Annotated in this window: 17 protein-coding genes; 6 read left to right on the top strand and 11 right to left on the bottom strand. The window is 65.8% G+C overall.

Annotation, left to right across the window (positions count from 1 at the left end; genetic code table 11):
- Positions 1 to 19 precede the first annotated feature (19 nt).
- From QNN98_RS03895 to QNN98_RS03885, 3 genes are read right to left on the bottom strand one after another with little or no spacing between them, the layout of a single operon-like run.
- Positions 20 to 817 carry a cytochrome c biogenesis CcdA family protein gene (locus tag QNN98_RS03895; RefSeq protein ID WP_283996325.1) on the bottom strand — a complete coding sequence of 266 codons (798 nt, stop codon included), beginning with the start codon at positions 815 to 817 and terminating at the stop codon, positions 20 to 22.
- Between the two features lie 5 nt (positions 818 to 822).
- Positions 823 to 1,452 (bottom strand): TlpA family protein disulfide reductase, encoded by a 630-nt coding sequence (locus QNN98_RS03890; protein WP_442860158.1) that lies wholly within the window; start codon positions 1,450 to 1,452, stop codon positions 823 to 825.
- Between the two features lie 59 nt (positions 1,453 to 1,511).
- Positions 1,512 to 2,174 carry a histidine phosphatase family protein gene (locus tag QNN98_RS03885; protein WP_283996324.1) on the bottom strand — a complete coding sequence of 221 codons (663 nt, stop codon included), beginning with the start codon at positions 2,172 to 2,174 and terminating at the stop codon, positions 1,512 to 1,514.
- Positions 2,175 to 2,332: 158 nt separating this feature from the next.
- Between QNN98_RS03885 and QNN98_RS03880 the strand changes: the two genes are divergently transcribed.
- The 3 genes from QNN98_RS03880 (at position 2,333) to QNN98_RS03870 (ending at position 5,500) form a co-directional block, all read left to right on the top strand.
- Entirely contained in the window at positions 2,333 to 2,872 is a 540-nt protein-coding gene (locus QNN98_RS03880) for a YceI family protein (RefSeq protein WP_227912637.1), read from the top strand.
- Between the two features lie 325 nt (positions 2,873 to 3,197).
- Positions 3,198 to 3,872: a hypothetical protein gene (locus QNN98_RS03875; RefSeq protein WP_283996323.1), complete on the top strand. Its 675-nt coding sequence runs from the start codon at positions 3,198 to 3,200 to the stop codon at positions 3,870 to 3,872.
- A 338-nt stretch (positions 3,873 to 4,210) separates the two neighbouring features.
- Positions 4,211 to 5,500: a hypothetical protein gene (locus QNN98_RS03870; RefSeq protein ID WP_283996322.1), complete on the top strand. Its 1,290-nt coding sequence runs from the start codon at positions 4,211 to 4,213 to the stop codon at positions 5,498 to 5,500.
- Here the strand turns inward: QNN98_RS03870 and QNN98_RS03865 are convergent.
- Together QNN98_RS03865 and QNN98_RS03860 are read right to left on the bottom strand one after the other, a co-directional pair.
- The gene (locus QNN98_RS03865; protein WP_227912634.1) at positions 5,497 to 6,219 is read right to left on the bottom strand and encodes a redox-sensing transcriptional repressor Rex; all 723 of its coding nucleotides are present in this window, start codon (positions 6,217 to 6,219) and stop codon (positions 5,497 to 5,499) included. The genes QNN98_RS03870 and QNN98_RS03865 overlap by 4 nt on opposite strands.
- A gap of 41 nt (positions 6,220 to 6,260) precedes the next feature.
- Positions 6,261 to 6,512, bottom strand: a complete 252-nt coding sequence (locus QNN98_RS03860; protein ID WP_227912633.1) for a glutaredoxin family protein — start codon at positions 6,510 to 6,512, stop codon at positions 6,261 to 6,263.
- 66 nt (positions 6,513 to 6,578) lie between these two features.
- Between QNN98_RS03860 and QNN98_RS03855 the strand changes: the two genes are divergently transcribed.
- The gene (locus QNN98_RS03855) at positions 6,579 to 7,391 is read left to right on the top strand and encodes an HAD family hydrolase (protein ID WP_283996321.1); all 813 of its coding nucleotides are present in this window, start codon (positions 6,579 to 6,581) and stop codon (positions 7,389 to 7,391) included.
- A 110-nt stretch (positions 7,392 to 7,501) separates the two neighbouring features.
- Here QNN98_RS03855 and QNN98_RS03850 read toward each other — a convergent pair whose 3' ends face one another.
- From QNN98_RS03850 to QNN98_RS03830, 5 genes are all read right to left on the bottom strand, one after another.
- Positions 7,502 to 7,600 carry a 30S ribosomal protein bS22 gene (locus tag QNN98_RS03850; protein ID WP_003792170.1) on the bottom strand — a complete coding sequence of 33 codons (99 nt, stop codon included), beginning with the start codon at positions 7,598 to 7,600 and terminating at the stop codon, positions 7,502 to 7,504.
- A gap of 167 nt (positions 7,601 to 7,767) precedes the next feature.
- Positions 7,768 to 7,980 (bottom strand): helix-turn-helix domain-containing protein, encoded by a 213-nt coding sequence (locus QNN98_RS03845; protein ID WP_227912631.1) that lies wholly within the window; start codon positions 7,978 to 7,980, stop codon positions 7,768 to 7,770.
- A 186-nt stretch (positions 7,981 to 8,166) separates the two neighbouring features.
- Positions 8,167 to 9,507: an NADP-specific glutamate dehydrogenase gene (gene gdhA / locus QNN98_RS03840; RefSeq protein ID WP_283996320.1), complete on the bottom strand. Its 1,341-nt coding sequence runs from the start codon at positions 9,505 to 9,507 to the stop codon at positions 8,167 to 8,169.
- A 97-nt stretch (positions 9,508 to 9,604) separates the two neighbouring features.
- Positions 9,605 to 10,084: an ArsR/SmtB family transcription factor gene (locus QNN98_RS03835; RefSeq protein WP_227925296.1), complete on the bottom strand. Its 480-nt coding sequence runs from the start codon at positions 10,082 to 10,084 to the stop codon at positions 9,605 to 9,607.
- Positions 10,085 to 10,131: 47 nt separating this feature from the next.
- Positions 10,132 to 11,340 carry an acetoin utilization protein AcuC gene (locus QNN98_RS03830; protein WP_283996319.1) on the bottom strand — a complete coding sequence of 403 codons (1,209 nt, stop codon included), beginning with the start codon at positions 11,338 to 11,340 and terminating at the stop codon, positions 10,132 to 10,134.
- A 175-nt stretch (positions 11,341 to 11,515) separates the two neighbouring features.
- Between QNN98_RS03830 and QNN98_RS03825 the strand changes: the two genes are divergently transcribed.
- Both QNN98_RS03825 and QNN98_RS03820 read left to right on the top strand, forming a co-directional pair.
- Entirely contained in the window at positions 11,516 to 12,895 is a 1,380-nt protein-coding gene (locus QNN98_RS03825; RefSeq protein WP_227912627.1) for a TrkH family potassium uptake protein, read from the top strand.
- A complete protein-coding gene (locus QNN98_RS03820; RefSeq protein WP_227912626.1) occupies positions 12,888 to 13,556 on the top strand; it encodes a potassium channel family protein in 669 nt (222 codons plus the stop codon). Before QNN98_RS03825 ends, QNN98_RS03820 begins: the two co-directional genes overlap by 8 nt.
- Positions 13,557 to 13,884: 328 nt before the next feature.
- Here the strand turns inward: QNN98_RS03820 and proC are convergent, their stop codons facing one another.
- Complete coding sequence (proC, locus tag QNN98_RS03815) at positions 13,885 to 14,730, bottom strand: pyrroline-5-carboxylate reductase (protein ID WP_283996318.1); 846 nt, start codon at positions 14,728 to 14,730, stop codon at positions 13,885 to 13,887.
- Between the last annotated feature and the right edge of the window lie 14 nt (positions 14,731 to 14,744).

Raw genomic sequence — 14,744 nt, 5'->3', positions numbered from 1 at the left:
CTGTCTGTCTTTGAGTGCATCAGATCGGCAGGGTCACGTTACCCAACCAACCTTGGAGCTGGTTGATCCACATGTTCCAGACGCCGCTGATCATCAGCACGCCCAGGATGATCAGCATGCCTCCGCCGAAACGCTGCAGCGCGAGCCGGTGCCGCCGGAAGATTCCCAGGGCGCCCATGCCCCGCCGGAATCCGACGGCTATCAGCAGGAACGGCAGCCCCAGGCCCAGGCAGTAGACGAAGGTCAGCAGCGCACCTTTGGCGGCGCTGGCGTCGCTGCCGGAAAAGGACAGCAACTGCACGGCTGAAAGGGTCGGGCCGATGCACGGTGCCCAGCCCAGACCGAAGGTGATGCCCAGGACGGGCGCACCCCACAGCCCGGCCGGGGGCTTTGCCTCGATCTTGCGATCACGCTGGAACCAGCTCATGCCGCCCATAAAGACAATGCCCAGCAGCACTACCACCACGCCCAGGACCTGCGGGATCCAGCCCTGTTCGGAGCCCTTCAACCAGGCGCCAAGCTGGCCGATCCCGGCACCCAGGGCAACGAAGACCGCGGAGAAACCCAGCACGAACAGGCCGATACCCGCGAACATGCGGCCGCGACGCTGCTTTTGCAGGTCCACCCCGGTGAGTCCGGTGACGTAGCCGAGATACCCCGGAACGAGGGGGAGCACACACGGGGACAGGAAGGAGACGAGGCCGGCCAGCGCAGCCACGGGGACAGCCAGCAGCACGGACCCGTTCAGCACCGTGTCGGCAAAGGCGTTGGCGGTGGACTCAGCGGCAGGAGCCAGCGCGGCGGGAAGGAAGGACACGGCCCTTACGCAGCCAGCGCGTCGCTGATCAGGGCCTTCAGGGTGCCCTTTTCAGCCAGTCCGAGGATGCGGGCTGCCACGCGGCCCTGCCGGTCCAGCACCAGGGTGGTGGGCACGGCCTGCGGCGGGACATAGCTGGTCATGGCCAGCAGCACGCCGCCGTCCTTGTCCATGAAGCTCGGGTAGGGAATGTTGAAGTTCCGTTCGAAGGCCTCGGCCGTGGCCGCCTCGTCCCGGATGTTCACGCCGTAGAAACGCGCACCCTCGGGCTCAAAGGTATTGTGCAGCTCAACCAGGTCCGGGGCTTCCTTCCGGCACGGGGCGCAGGCCGCGTACCAGAAGTTGAGGACCACGACGTCGCCGGCCCAGTCAGCGGAATTCACTTCGGTGCCGTCAAAAAGTGTGGCACTGAACTCCACGGCATCGCCGCGGTCGCCGGGGGCGTACTCGGTGACTGAGCCGTCTCCGGCAATGTAGTTCTTGTTGTCTCCGGCGTTGGCCTGCTCGGCCAGGGGGTCATCCGTGGAGCAGCCGGCGACGGCAGCGGCAAAGGGGACGCTGAGGGCTAGTCCGGCGCCGAGGCGCAGGAACGAGCGGCGGCCTAGGTCCCCCGCAGGGCTCTGACGGTTCTTCAAGGATTTCCAGCTTTCATCGCGGCACGGAGAAGCCACTTCTACAACGCGTAGTAATTCTATTATGCGCCGGGCACGTTTGCAGCACCGGGCAGCAGGTCGGCACTGGGCTCGGCGTACCGCACACCCGTCAGGACCGCGCCGTCGAAGTCCAGGGTGGTGACGGAAGTGAGAGTACATTCACGCTGGCGCGGGTCATGCCAGAGCTTCTTGCCTTCCGCAGCGAGGCGGGTCACCCAGATGGGCAGCTGGTGGCTGACCAGGATCGCCTCCGCGTTGTCCCCGCCCAGTTCCACCGCACGCATCCGCGCGTCGTCGACGGCGGCCATCACGCGCGCCACCTGCTTGGCATACGGTTCGCCCCAGGACGGACGCATGGGATTGCGCAGCAGCGGCCAATAGCGGGGGTTGCGCAGCTTGCTCTGGATGCGCGACATTCCCTCGAAGCGGTTTTCGGCTTCAAGGATCCGCTCTTCCGTGACGATCTCCAGTCCAAGGGCGGCCGCAATAGGGGCAGCGGTTTCCTGGGCACGGGTCAGCGGGGAAGCAACCAGGTGAACCAGGTTGGCTCCTTGGCTGCGCTGGTCGCTGAAGTGTTCCGCCACACGGTCCGCCATCCGGCGGCCCAGATCGGACAAGTGGAACTCCGGCAAGCGCCCGTAGAGAACCTTGTCCGGATTAAAGACTTCACCGTGGCGTACGAGATGTATGGATGAGCGGGACATGTGTCCCAGTTTCGCAGAGTTGGAGCCAGCCGCTAAATTATCGGAGATCGGGAACCCAATTAACTTGAACGTTTAACCAAACCGTGCAACACTAAATGCAAATGCATGAAGATGCTCCGGGAGCCCTCCCGCGGCACTGTCACAGAAGGAGTTCTCCCATGATCCCCAGCGGCCTCACCACCGGAACCTGGAACTTTGATGCTTCACACAGCGAAGTCGGCTTCACCGTCCGCCACGCGGGCATCAGCAAGGTCCGCGGAAACTTCGACAAGGTGGACGCTACCCTGACCATCGGCGAGACCCTGGCGGACACCGCCGTAACCGCCGTCATCGCAGCGGATTCCTTCAACTCCAATGACGCCAACCGCGACGGCCACGTCAAGAGCGCCGACTTCTTCGATGCCGAGCAGTTCCCGGAACTGACCTTCGCCGCCACCGGCATCGAGGGTTCCGGGTCCGATTACAAGGTCACCGGCGACCTCACCATCAAGGGCATCACCCGCACCGTGGTCCTGGACACCGAATTCAACGGCGTTGCAGTGGATCCCTTCGGCGCCACCCGCTCCGGCTTCTCCGCCAGCACCGTGATCAGCCGCAAGGACTTCGGCCTGACCTGGAACGCCGCCCTGGAAACCGGCGGCGTGCTGGTGGGAGACAAGGTCACCATCAACGTGGACGCTGCCTTCATCGCAGCGTAACCGCCCGGCACCACCGCGTTAGCCATACGGCGCAGGGCAATACCCCCAGGCAGCCCCGGACCACATCGGTCCGGGGCTGCCTTTTTGCTGTCTGGTCGCTGTTTAGCGCCGGGCTGCCGTTTAGCGCCGGGTGCCGTTTAGTACCCGGTGCCGTTTAGTACCCGGTGCCGTTTAGTACCAGGCGACCATCGGGCTTTCAGGGACCCCTCACCCCGCAGCCGCTGCCGCGATAGGCTGGAGGCTCGGCTGGGGGGCGCCCCGGCCGCCCCTGCCGGAGCAACAAACCGCCCAGCCGCCTAAGACTCCAACCAGTTAGCAGGCGGACATGACTACACCTGAGAACGCTCCCGAGCCAGGTCGCGAAAACAACCCTCCACCCGCCGGTGCCCCCGGCACTCCGAACCCTTACGGATCCCCGCAGCCGGGAGGCGGCACGCGCCCCGAGCCCCAGTACGGCCAGTACGCCTCCGGGCCGTACGGATATCAGGCGGCACAGCCCTCCGGGTACGCTTATCCCGGCGGCGGTATGGGTAAACGTGCTCCCAAGGGACCGGCTCCGCGGGAAGTGGTGATCGGATCCTGGCTCATCCTCGCCGCCGGCGTCCTGAGCCTGATCAACAACATCATTACTTCCTTCAACCTGCCCTCGCTGCTCACGCCCGAAGAGCAGCAGACACTCACAGACTCGGGCATGACCCCCACCAGCGTGAATTCCTTCCTGGTGAGCTTTGGCATTGTGGTCGCCCTGATCGGTTTCGGCTTCTACATCCTGATAGCCGTCTTTGTCCGGAGGGGGAAAAACTGGGCCCGGATCCTGGGGACCGTGTTCGCTGCCTTCGCCCTGATCGGCATCATCACCATGGCCGCCACGTACTTCACCTCACCGCTGGGTCTTCTCTCACTGCTCTCCAGCCTGCTGGGCATTGCGGGCATTGTGATGCTCTATCTCACCCCCTCCAACCCTTATTTCCGCACCACACCCCTGTACCCGCCGTATTGACCCGGCGAGTACAGGAAGGGCCCCCGGAAGGCCCCGGACTGCAATATGGATAGTCCCGCCGGTTTGCGGCGGGACTTTTCCCTTCCCGCTGCGGGTTCAGCGCAGGGGTGGTCACACGGCTTCAGTGCCCGCGTAGCGTTAGGTATTCTCCCGGAAGCGCGGCCCTGCCCGCAGTCGCCTCCGGAGACGCCGTTTCCGCCGCGAAGGGGATCACCATGGCCTCACTTCTTCCTAACCGCCGACGCCAAAACCATCAGGGGCAACTGACAGAACCGGTGAATGATTTCACCTTCCCGGCTCCCCCGCCGCATCCGCCGTCGAAGAATCTGCCGAAGGGTATGGATAACAGCGAAGCCCTGGACAGCAACGCTCTGGACAGCGCTGCCGCAGCCGGAGGCCCCTCACGGAATGAGGAAGAAGTATTGGCCTTGTGGTTCCGGAAAGGAGTCCTGGGACTTACTGCTTGGCTGGCCGCCGGGGCCAGGGGGGTGGGCCGGTGGCTCCTCGCCGGAGCACGGGGACTCCAGGCGTGGCTCCGCATCGGGTTGCACATAGCGGCGCTTCGGCTGCGCGCAGGTGCCGAGCGGACCCAAGCAGGCGCGCGCGCCGGAGCACACCTTGTCCAGACCGGCGCCCAAACCACCTCACGCCACATCCACGCCGGCGCACACGCAGCATCCCTGCGCATCCAAGCCGGCGCCCACGCCACCACCCGCACAGCCCGCGCCGGAGCACACCGAGTCCAGGTCAGCGCCCAAACCACCTCGCACCACATCCACGCCGGCGCACACGCAGCATCCCTGCGCGTCCAAGCCGGCGCCCACGCCACCACCCGCACAGCCCGCGCCGGCGCCCACGCCACCACCCGCACAGCCCGCGCCGGAGCACACCGAGTCCAGGTCAGCGCCCAAACCACCTCGCGCCACATCCACGCCGGCGCACACGCAGCATCCCTGCGCATCCAAGCCGGCGCACACGCCACGTCCCGCGCAATCCAAGCCGGGGCCCACCAGGTCCAGACCGGTGCCCGGACCGCTGCTGCTCAGACGCGGGCCGCGGCCCGGTGGATGCGAAAAAAGCTCCCCTCTGCCACGGGCAACCCGGTGCCCTTCATCGCAATTTCCTGTACTTGTGTTGCCGGTGCGGGCGCGCTCAACCTCGGTGACACCTTCGCAGCGGTTTCCCGCCTTCCCGTGCCGGAGTCCCTGCCGGGGGTGCTGTCCATCCTCGAACGGTTCGGCGTCAACGGTTCGCAATACGTCAGGGCCGTGGCGATCGTGGAAGTGGCCTACGCCCTGGTGTTCTTCGGCGTCGCGCTCCTGCTTGCCGTCTGCATTTGGGAAAAACGCCGCTGGGCCCAGGTGACGGCAGCCATACTGGCAGTGGCAGCTCTGGCGTACGCCATCCCGGCGGGCACAGGCGTTCAAACGGCCGCCGCAGCAGCCGCCGCCCTGGGGGCTGGCTTGACCTTCACCAAGGGCGCGGCTCCATGGTTCCGTTCCCCGCGCCGCAGCGCCGCACAGGTCGACGCGCAGCAGGACTACACCGCAGGTCACGGAATGGATAACCCGGAGCCCGACGTCGTATCTCCGGGCCGGGCAGAGCCGGCCCGCCCGGACGCTGTTTAGCGTGCCAGACGGGCCCGTGCGTCGGATGCGATCTCCGATACCTGGGCCCGCTGGGCATGGTAGGCCAGGATCTGCAGTTCCGTAGCCATGTCCACCTTGCGGATCTGGACGTTCGGCGGTGCCTGCAGCACCACCGGCGCGAAGCTGAGGATGCTGGTGATGCCGGACGCCACCAGCCGGTCGCACAGTTCCTGGGCGACGTCGGCCGGGACGGAGAGCACCGCCATGTTCGCCCGCGTTTTCACCAGCACGGTTTCGAGCGACTGGATGGGGCTGATCTTCAACCAGCCGACCTCCTGGCCGATTACCATCTGGTCCGCATCGAAAAGGGCCACCACTTCGAAGCCGCGGCTGCCGAAACCGGGATAGCCGGCCAGTGCACGCCCCAGGTTGCCTGCACCCACTATCGCCACCCGCCAGTTCAGCGTCAGTCCCAAGGCCGCAGAGATCTGCCCGCTCAGGTACGGCACGTCGTATCCCACCCCCCGGGTCCCATAGGAGCCCAGGTAGGAGAGGTCCTTGCGCAGCTTCGGGGAGTTCACTCCCGCTGCCTCAGCCAGCTCCTCGGAGGACACCCGCTCTATGCCGTCAGCGAGCATCACGGACAAGGCACGCAGATAAATGGTCAGGCGGGCCAGCGACGCCGGAGGGATATGCCGCTGGGTTCCGGGCCTGGCGGCCGGCGGGGCCTGGTCGCTGTTTGCGGTTTCCCGTTCCATAGCGGTCTGCTCCTCGGCTGAGCGGGCTTCTTCCGGCATCATCATGCCCCCAGCAGCCGTCTCAGGCGCGTTTCATCGATGGTCCAAAAATCCCTTTGCACACCGTCGATGAACAGCACCGGTATCTCCTCGCCGAAACGGGCCGCGAGTTCGGGGGCTTCCTCGGCATTTTGCTCCTGCCATGGCACGCCCAGTTCCCCGCCCACGCGCTTGAGCACTAACCGGGCCTCTTCACACAGGTGGCAGCCCGGTCGGGTCAGGAGGACAACTTCGGGTCCGGCGGATTCGCTCATAGTTCCAAAATAGCGCCAAACCTCGCGATTTCCGCGCCCGGGCCTGGATTTGCGTAGACTCGGAATATGCCCCGATCCACTGCAGTCCGAGCCAGCGGGACCACGTCTGCAGCGGGCAAGCCGGGCGAGGCGGCCTTCTTCGATGTGGACAACACGCTGATGCGCGGAGCCAGCCTGTTCCATGTGGGCCGCAAGTTGCACCAGCGGAAAGTCTTTACCCTGCGGGAAGCCGCCGGCTTTGCCGGCAAGCAGCTGCGTTTCATGCTCCAGGGCGAGAACCTCAAGGACGTCCACTCGGTCCGGGACGCGGCACTGGCCTTCGCCATCGGACTGTCGTCGGAAGATGTCCGCACGCTTGGTGAAGAGGTCTACGACGAGATGATCATCTCAAAAATATGGCCCGGCACCCGCGCCCTGACCCAGCAGCACATGAAGTCCGGCAGGCCGGTATGGCTGGTGACCGGAACCCCGGTGGAGGTCGCTTCGGTGATCGCGTCGCGGCTCAACCTCACGGGTGCCCTGGGCACGGTCAGCGAGGTCACCGACGGCCTCTATACCGGGCGGCTGGTGGGCGAGTTCCTCCACGGGCAGGCCAAGGCCGACGGCGTTTTGGCACTGGCGGAAAAGGAAGGCCTGGAGCTGGAAAACTGCTGGGCCTACAGCGACTCCTATAACGACGTTCCGTTGCTGAGCATGGTGGGTCATCCGGTAGCCATCAACCCGGACGCCCGGCTGCGCCGTCACGCCCGCGAACGCAACTGGCCCGTTTATGACTTCCGCTCCGGCCGCAGGGCAGCAACCCTGGGCCTGAAGTCCGCAACCGTGGCCGGCGCCGCCTACGGCCTCTGGCGGGGCTTCACCCGGGTCCGCGGCCGCTGAGCCGAAACACGCCTTAAAAGCCGAAGCCCGCCGTCCCGGAAGACTGGCGGGCTCTGCCACAGCGGACCGGCAAACTGCACGGGACGCTGACAGCGGTCGCGGAGAAGTGGTTACTTCTTATTGCGGCGCTGGTGGCGGGTCTTGCGAAGCAGCTTGCGGTGCTTCTTCTTGGCCATACGCTTGCGGCGCTTCTTGATTACTGAACCCACAGAGTCCTCACAAACTAATTAGGAGTCACCGGTATCCATCCCCTGCGGCCCAGGGCCGCAGGGAGTGCACGCCGGTAGTTACTTGCGACGATTAAAACGTTCCTTAACAGGGTACAGCGTCGGCGCTGCGGTAATTGACAGCATGGAACCGCTGCCGTGCTGCTTCCTCACGCGGTGTCGGAACGCCGGTCAATGACGGCGTCTCGAAGCACCTTCTGCACGGCCGACTCCGGAACCCGGTAGGACCGGCCAAAGCGGACCGCCGGCAGCTCACCTGAGTGAACCAGCCGGTAGACCGTCATTTTGGAAACGCGCATGACATCGGCGACTTCCGACACCGTCAGAAACCGCACATCCGAGAAGTTTCCCTCGTCTGCCATTTATCCCTGTCCCTTTGCTCATTAGCTGCCGCTCCCGCAGCCCGGCATTGGAGAATACTGAGCTGAAAGACATCGCGTAATACGCCACGGCGACGTGAGTCCGGCCCCGTTTGTCCCTACTGTAGTGGCTGGAGTAACCATAGTGGAAGTTCTTTCCCTCCACGATGCCCGGCAGGAACGGAACAGCTAGATAACTCCCTGGGCCAGCATGGCATCGGCCACCTTGACGAACCCGCTGATGTTCGCGCCCACCACGTAGTCGCCCGGCGCTCCGTACTCCTCCGCTGTGCGCGCGCAGCGCTCATGGATGTTCACCATGATTTCGGACAGCCGGCGCTCGGTGTGCTCAAAGGACCAGGAATCCCGGCTGGCGTTCTGCTGCATTTCCAGGGCCGAAGTTGCCACCCCGCCGGCGTTGGCTGCCTTGCCGGGTCCAAAGAGCACGCCGGCGCCCTGGAACGCCGAAATGGCCGCCGGGGTGCAGGGCATGTTGGCGCCTTCGGCCACCGCCCGGACCCCGGACTGGATCAGGGCCAGCGCGTTGTCCGCGTCCAATTCGTTCTGGGTGGCGCAGGGCAGGGCGACGCCGGCGCCCGCGTCCCAGATCGACCCGCCTTCCACATACTTCACCGAGTGTCCGCGGCGCTGGGCGTACTCGGAGATTCGCCCGCGTTCGATTTCCTTGATCTGCCGCAGCAGCGGCACGTCAATGCCCTTCTCGTCCACCACGTACCCGGAGGAATCGGAGCAGGCCACCACGCTGGCGCCCAGCATCTGCGCCTTGTCAATGGCGTTGATGGCGACGTTGCCGGATCCCGAGACGATCACGCGCTGCCCGTCCAAGCTCATGCCCTTGGTTTTGAGCATTTCCTCCACGAACATCACCACGCCGTACCCGGTGGCTTCGGGGCGGACCAGGGACCCGCCCCAGCTCACGCCCTTACCGGTGAGCACGCCGGATTCGTAGCGGTTGGTGATGCGTTTGTACTGCCCGAAGAGATAGCCGATTTCCCGGCCGCCCACGCCGATGTCCCCTGCCGGAACATCCGTGTACTCCCCGATGTGCCGGTACAGCTCGGTCATGAAGGACTGGCAGAAGCGCATTACCTCGGCGTCGGACTTTCCGCGCGGGTCAAAGTCGGAGCCGCCCTTGCCGCCGCCGATGGGCATGCCGGTAAGCGCGTTTTTGAAAATCTGCTCGAACCCGAGGAATTTGATGATGCCCAGGTAGACGGACGGGTGGAACCTCAGCCCGCCTTTGTACGGCCCCAGCGCCGAATTGAATTCCACCCGGAAGCCTCGGTTGATCTGGACCGCACCTTTGTCATCCACCCAGGGAACCCGGAAGATGATCTGCCGCTCCGGCTCGCAGATGCGCTGCAGGATAGCCGCTTCGGCGAACTCCGGGTGCTTGCGCAAGACCGGCGCCAGCGAATCGAAGACCTCCACCACGGCTTGGTGGAACTCTGTTTCGCCGGGATTGCGGCGGAAAACGTCGTCGCGCACACGGGTGAGTACTCGTTCCATGTCCTGCTCCTTATGCGTCGGGGCACCGTCAGCACTACGCTAGTCCGGCGGGTGCCCTGACGCGATGCGCGCGTAACGAACGGGCCGCACGTCACCCCTACGGGCGGCGGCGGCGGAATTTGGGCAGCTGTCCGAACAGGTCCGCGGCACGCTCTGCGGCACGGCCGACGGTTCGGCCCAGGTTCTGGACACCGGCGTCCAGGGGCAGCGGACGGGCCTCCGCAGCACCGGGAACGAGGGCACCGGCGGCAGCCGCCGCCGCGGTGGTGCGCGCGGTTCCCACGGAAGCCAGGCGCGGTGTATGCCCGCTCAGGGAAGGCAGTTCGAAGGCCCGCAGCCAGAGCACGAGTTCCTCCAGGGGGGCGGCCTGCAGCGAGTAATAACGGCGCTGCCCTTCAGCGCGCATGGTGACGAGTCCTGCGTCGCGGAGCACCTTCAGGTGCTTGGACACGGTGGGCTGGCTGACCTCCAGCTCCTCCACCAGCGTCCCTACGGACTTGTCCCCGGTACGCAGGGCACCGAGGATTTCGCGGCGGGTGCCTTCCGCGATTACAGCAAATACATCGTCACAGACCATGGATTTACCCTAACCGCATACGGGTGCCCGGGCATCTTCGGGCTCGGCTAATCGAACCAGGGATCCAGCCCGTGCAGCGGGAACAGCTCCTTGCGGGTGGCCATCACCGTGCGGTCGATCCCGTCATTTGGGTCGTATCCCACTTCCCAGGAACGCCACCACAGGTCCGCCCCGTCCCCCATGACGTCCGTGCATTTCACTCCGTGTTTTTCCAGCACGTAGTCCCGCCAGGCCGCGGGCACCGGCGTTGAGGGGCGCACCCGCCCGTTGGCAGCCACGGAAATGAGCAGGGCCCAGGAGCGGGGCACCACGGATGCCACGTTGTAGCCGCCCCCGCCGGTGGCAATCCAGCGGCCTTCGCACAGCCGGCCGGCCAGGTCACTGATGGTCAGCGCAACCTGCCGCTGCGCCTCAACGCTGATGCGCAGGTTGGTCAGCGGATCGTCCTTGTGGCTGTCGCACCCGTGCTGGCTGACAATCACTTCCGGGGCAAACGCCTCGGTCAGCTGCGGAACCACCGCGTGGAAGGCCCGCAGCCAGCCGGCGTCCGTGGTGCCGGCAGGAAGGGCGATGTTCACGGCCGTGCCCTCCGCGCCCTTTCCTCCGGTCTCGTTGGCGAACCCGGTGCCGGGGAAAAGGGTCAAACCGCTTTCGTGCAGCGAAATGGTCATCACCCGGGGATCGTCCCAGAAAATGTTCTGCGTTCCGTCGCCGTGGTGGGCGTCGACGTCGATGTACACCACCCGCTGCATGCCCCGGTCGAGGAGGCGCGCGACGGCGGCCGCGGCGTCGTTGTACACGCAGAACCCCGCCGCCTTCTCACGGCCGGCATGGTGCATTCCCCCGGAAAAGTTCACTGCGTGCAGCACACTGCCCGAAAGCACGGCGTCCGCGGCCGCCAGCGAACCGCCCACCAGCCGTGCGCTGGCCTCATGCATGCCTGCAAAGGCCGGGTTGTCTTCGGTGCCAAGGCCCATGGCCGCATTGCAGTCCGACGGATCGGCACTTGCGGCCTGCACGGCACTGACGTAATCAAAGCTGTGCACGGTCAGCAGGTCCGCGGCGTCGGCAACGTAGGGCTGTTCCAGACGGACGCCCTCCACGTCGAAAAGCCCCAGTTCCCGGACCAGCCGTGCAGTGAGGTCCAACCGGTGCGGGCTCATGGGATGGCCTGCACCGAAGTTGTAGGCCAGCAGCGATTCATCCCACACAATGCACGTTGGCATAATGGGAAGGCTGAGCCCGGAACTGATCATGCAGACAGGGTACGTGATCCGGGGGTTACTCTGATATCGGGGTCCGTGCCCGGCTGCCGGATCAAACCCTTTAGCGCGCTCTGCTGGATTATGTTTGCTGTGCTGAATCACCGCGGACAAGAACGGAAACTGGAACCAAGAGACCATGGCACTTCCTCGGCAGCCACTCCTGCAAATGAACCCCCGAAGCGAACGTTCGTTCCTTTCCGCAGCCCGCGAATTCGTCGACAACATGGTCAGCGGCCGTCCGGCGCGCCTGGCACTGACGGTCTTCGCCCTGGTCATCCTGCTCTTTACCGCCCTCCTGAGCCTGCCGGTGGCCTCCACCAGCGGCGAGGCCACCCCCTTGCACGATGCCCTGTTCACTGCAGTATCGGCTGTGTGCGTCACCGGCCTGACCGTGGTCTCCACGGCCACCTACTGGTCAACGTTCGGGCAGGTGCTGATCCTGATCGCCATCCAGGTGGGCGGCCTGGGCATCCTGACACTCGCTTCCCTCCTGGCGCTGGCCGTGAACAAGCGCCTGGGCGTGCGCGGCAAGCTTCTCGCCCAGGAAAGCATGAACACCGGGCGGCTGGGCGAAGTAGGCCATCTCCTGCGCATTGTCTTCAGCACCGCCGTCGTCATTGAACTGGCCCTGGCTGCGGCCATGGCGCCGCGGTTCATGATCCTGGGCGAATCCTTCGGGCAGGCAATCTGGCACGCGGTGTTCTACTCCATCTCCGCCTTCAACAATGCCGGCTTCACCCCGCACTCGGACGGCCTGGTCCCCTATGAGGAGGACCTGTGGATCCTGGTTCCGCTGATGCTGGGGGTGTTCATTGGTTCCCTCGGCTTCCCGGTGATCATGGTCCTGCTGCGGACCCGCCACCGCCTCAGCAAATGGAACCTCCACACCAAGCTCACCGTCCTGGTGTCCCTGATCCTGCTGGTGGTGGGAGCAGTGGTGTGGGGTGCCTTCGAATGGTTCAACACCCGCACCATCGCTGACCTGTCCTTCTCGGACAAGATCATCCACTCCCTGTTCGCCTCGGTCATGACCCGCTCCGGCGGGTTCAACCTCGTCTCCATGTCGGACCTGGATTCCAGCACCCTGCTCGTCACCGACATGTTGATGTTCGCCGGCGGCGGCTCGGCTTCCACCGCCGGCGGCATCAAGGTCACCACCATTGCCGTGCTGTTCCTGGCCGTCGTGGCCGAAGCCCGCGGCGACTCGGACGTCCGGGCCTTTGGCCGGACCATCCCGCAAAGCGCCATGCGGGTGGCCATTTCGGTGACCATCCTGGGCGCCACCCTGGTCTCCGTAGCCACGCTCGCCCTGCTGGTCATCACCAACGAAACCCTGCAGCCGGTACTGTTCGAAGTGATCTCCGCGTTTGCCACCGTGGGCCTCAGCACGGGCCTCAGCGAGGTCCTGCCGCCGTCGGGCAAGTACGTGCTCTCCCTGCTGATGTTCGCCGGACGCGTCGGCACCATTACCCTTGCCGCGGCCCTGGCCGTGCGCCAGCGCAACACCCTGTACCACTACCCCGAAGAAAGGCCGATCATTGGCTGACAGACCTCCACACAACGCCCCGGTACTGGTGATCGGCCTGGGCCGCTTCGGCGCCGCCACCGCCGAACAGCTGGTCCGGCAGGGACGCGAAGTCCTGGCCGTGGAACGCGACCCCGCGCTGGTGCAGAAAGCCTCCGGCATCCTCACCCACGTGGTGCAGGCCGACGCCACCAACATCGAGGCGCTCAAGCAGCTGGGCGCCGAGGACTTCTCCGCCGCCGTCGTGGGCGTGGGCACCTCCATCGAGTCCAGCGTGCTGATCACCGTGAACCTCGTGGACCTGGGCATCGAGCACCTCTGGGTTAAAGCCATCACTCCGGCGCACGGCAAGATCCTTACCCGGATCGGCGCCAACCACGTCATCTACCCGGAGGCCGACGCCGGCCGCCGCGCAGCACACCTGGTGGGCGGCCGGATGCTGGACTTCATTGAATTCGACGACGGCTTCGCCATCGTGAAAATGTACCCGCCCAAGGAGACGCAGGGCTTCACCCTGGGCGAGGCCAATGTACGGGCGAAGTACGGAGTGACCGTGGTAGGCGTGAAGTCGCCGGGCGAGGACTTCACCTACGCCCAGCCGGACACCAAAGTCTCCAGCCGGGACACCCTGATCGTGGCCGGGCACGTCGATCTGCTCGAGCGGTTCGCGGCACGGCCGTAGGGTCTGGCGTCCGGGGTGGCGCTGGCAGGGCCTGCGGGCCCGGCTCCGGCGGCAACGAAATTCCTCGCTCGCAGAGCTCGCTTGGAATATTAAAGCCGCCTCCGCCACGCCCTGCGGCGATGCAGACCTTCTCCGCGCCTCATCTGCAGGGGTGCTACCGGGCTACACGGCGCCTCGGGACGAAGCGCACCAACCGTGAGGCCTTTCGACCGGAAACGAAGAGCCCCGAACCGCAGGGTCCCGGGGCGCCGTGCTGGACTTGCAGCGGCAGGACCCGGCGGATGCAAAGGCGTAATCGACCGCCCGGAGGCAAGTCAGCGGGCCAGGGCTAAGCCGTCAACTGCTTCGTGATTTCTTCGGCGCGGGCCGTCGCTGCCCGGGCACCGGCTTCGATGATGGCCGGAAGGCCGCGCTCGTCGAAGGTCTTGATGGCTGCCTCCGTGGTGCCGTTGGGGCTGGTGACGCCGCGGCGCAGGGCCGTGGCGTCGGCGTCGGGCTCGGCCAGCATGTAGCCGGCACCGGCGACCGTTTCGCGTGCGAGCAGGGCGGAAAGGTCCGGGTCCAGGCCCAATTCCACACCGGCACGCGCCATCGCCTCGGCCAGGTAGAACGCGTACGCCGGGCCGGAACCGCTGACGGCGGAAACGGCGTCGACCTGTTCCTCGGGCACCTCCACCACTGTTCCGGTGGCCGCGAGGACCCGGCGGGCCAGTTCCATCGCTTCGGAGCCGGCCGAGGTGCCGGCAGAAATGGATACGACGCCGCGGCCCAGCCGGGACGGCGTGTTCGGCATGGCGCGGACTACCGGCTGACCGGCCGGAAGCAGTGATTCCATCAGCTCCAGCGGTACGGCCGCGGCGACGCTGAGCACGACGGCGCCCCGGGGCAGCGCGTCAGCGACTTCGCGCAGCAGGTCCGCCACCCCCACGGGTTTGACGCCCACAATGACCAGGTCCGCTCCCGCTACGGCCTTTCGGTTCGACTCGGCGTCCTCACCGCCGGCCAGCACCGTGATGCCGTGCGCCGCGCGCAGCTCTTCAGCCCGCTCCGGGCGCCGGACCGTGGCGGTGACCTGCTCAGCGGGCAGTCCGCCAGAGAGGATCCCGCCAAGGATCGCTTCGTTCATTGAGCCGCAGCCCAAAAATGCCAGTCGGGGATTCGATGCGCTGTCCATGGCTTCGATTCTGT

It is taken from the genome of Arthrobacter sp. zg-Y1143, from assembly GCF_030125565.1.
Classification (GTDB): Bacteria; Actinomycetota; Actinomycetes; order Actinomycetales; family Micrococcaceae; genus Arthrobacter_B.
Note: the sequence above shows the minus strand (reverse complement) of the source record. Positions and strands in the feature narration are given on the sequence as shown.

Excerpts from the sequence above, each read along its gene's own strand:
- QNN98_RS03885 (WP_283996324.1), bottom strand. The coding sequence starts at position 2,174 with ATGTCCCGCTCATCCATACATCTCGTACGCCACGGTGAAGTCTTTAAT.
- QNN98_RS03880 (WP_227912637.1), top strand. The coding sequence starts at position 2,333 with ATGATCCCCAGCGGCCTCACCACCGGAACCTGGAACTTTGATGCTTCA.
- QNN98_RS03875 (WP_283996323.1), top strand. The coding sequence starts at position 3,198 with ATGACTACACCTGAGAACGCTCCCGAGCCAGGTCGCGAAAACAACCCT.
- QNN98_RS03870 (WP_283996322.1), top strand. The coding sequence starts at position 4,211 with ATGGATAACAGCGAAGCCCTGGACAGCAACGCTCTGGACAGCGCTGCC.
- QNN98_RS03865 (WP_227912634.1), bottom strand. The coding sequence starts at position 6,219 with ATGGAACGGGAAACCGCAAACAGCGACCAGGCCCCGCCGGCCGCCAGG.
- QNN98_RS03860 (WP_227912633.1), bottom strand. The coding sequence starts at position 6,512 with ATGAGCGAATCCGCCGGACCCGAAGTTGTCCTCCTGACCCGACCGGGC.
- QNN98_RS03855 (WP_283996321.1), top strand. The coding sequence starts at position 6,579 with ATGCCCCGATCCACTGCAGTCCGAGCCAGCGGGACCACGTCTGCAGCG.
- QNN98_RS03845 (WP_227912631.1), bottom strand. The coding sequence starts at position 7,980 with ATGGCAGACGAGGGAAACTTCTCGGATGTGCGGTTTCTGACGGTGTCG.
- gdhA (WP_283996320.1), bottom strand. The coding sequence starts at position 9,507 with ATGGAACGAGTACTCACCCGTGTGCGCGACGACGTTTTCCGCCGCAAT.
- QNN98_RS03835 (WP_227925296.1), bottom strand. The coding sequence starts at position 10,084 with ATGGTCTGTGACGATGTATTTGCTGTAATCGCGGAAGGCACCCGCCGC.
- QNN98_RS03830 (WP_283996319.1), bottom strand. The coding sequence starts at position 11,340 with ATGATCAGTTCCGGGCTCAGCCTTCCCATTATGCCAACGTGCATTGTG.
- QNN98_RS03825 (WP_227912627.1), top strand. The coding sequence starts at position 11,516 with ATGAACCCCCGAAGCGAACGTTCGTTCCTTTCCGCAGCCCGCGAATTC.
- proC (WP_283996318.1), bottom strand. The coding sequence starts at position 14,730 with ATGGACAGCGCATCGAATCCCCGACTGGCATTTTTGGGCTGCGGCTCA.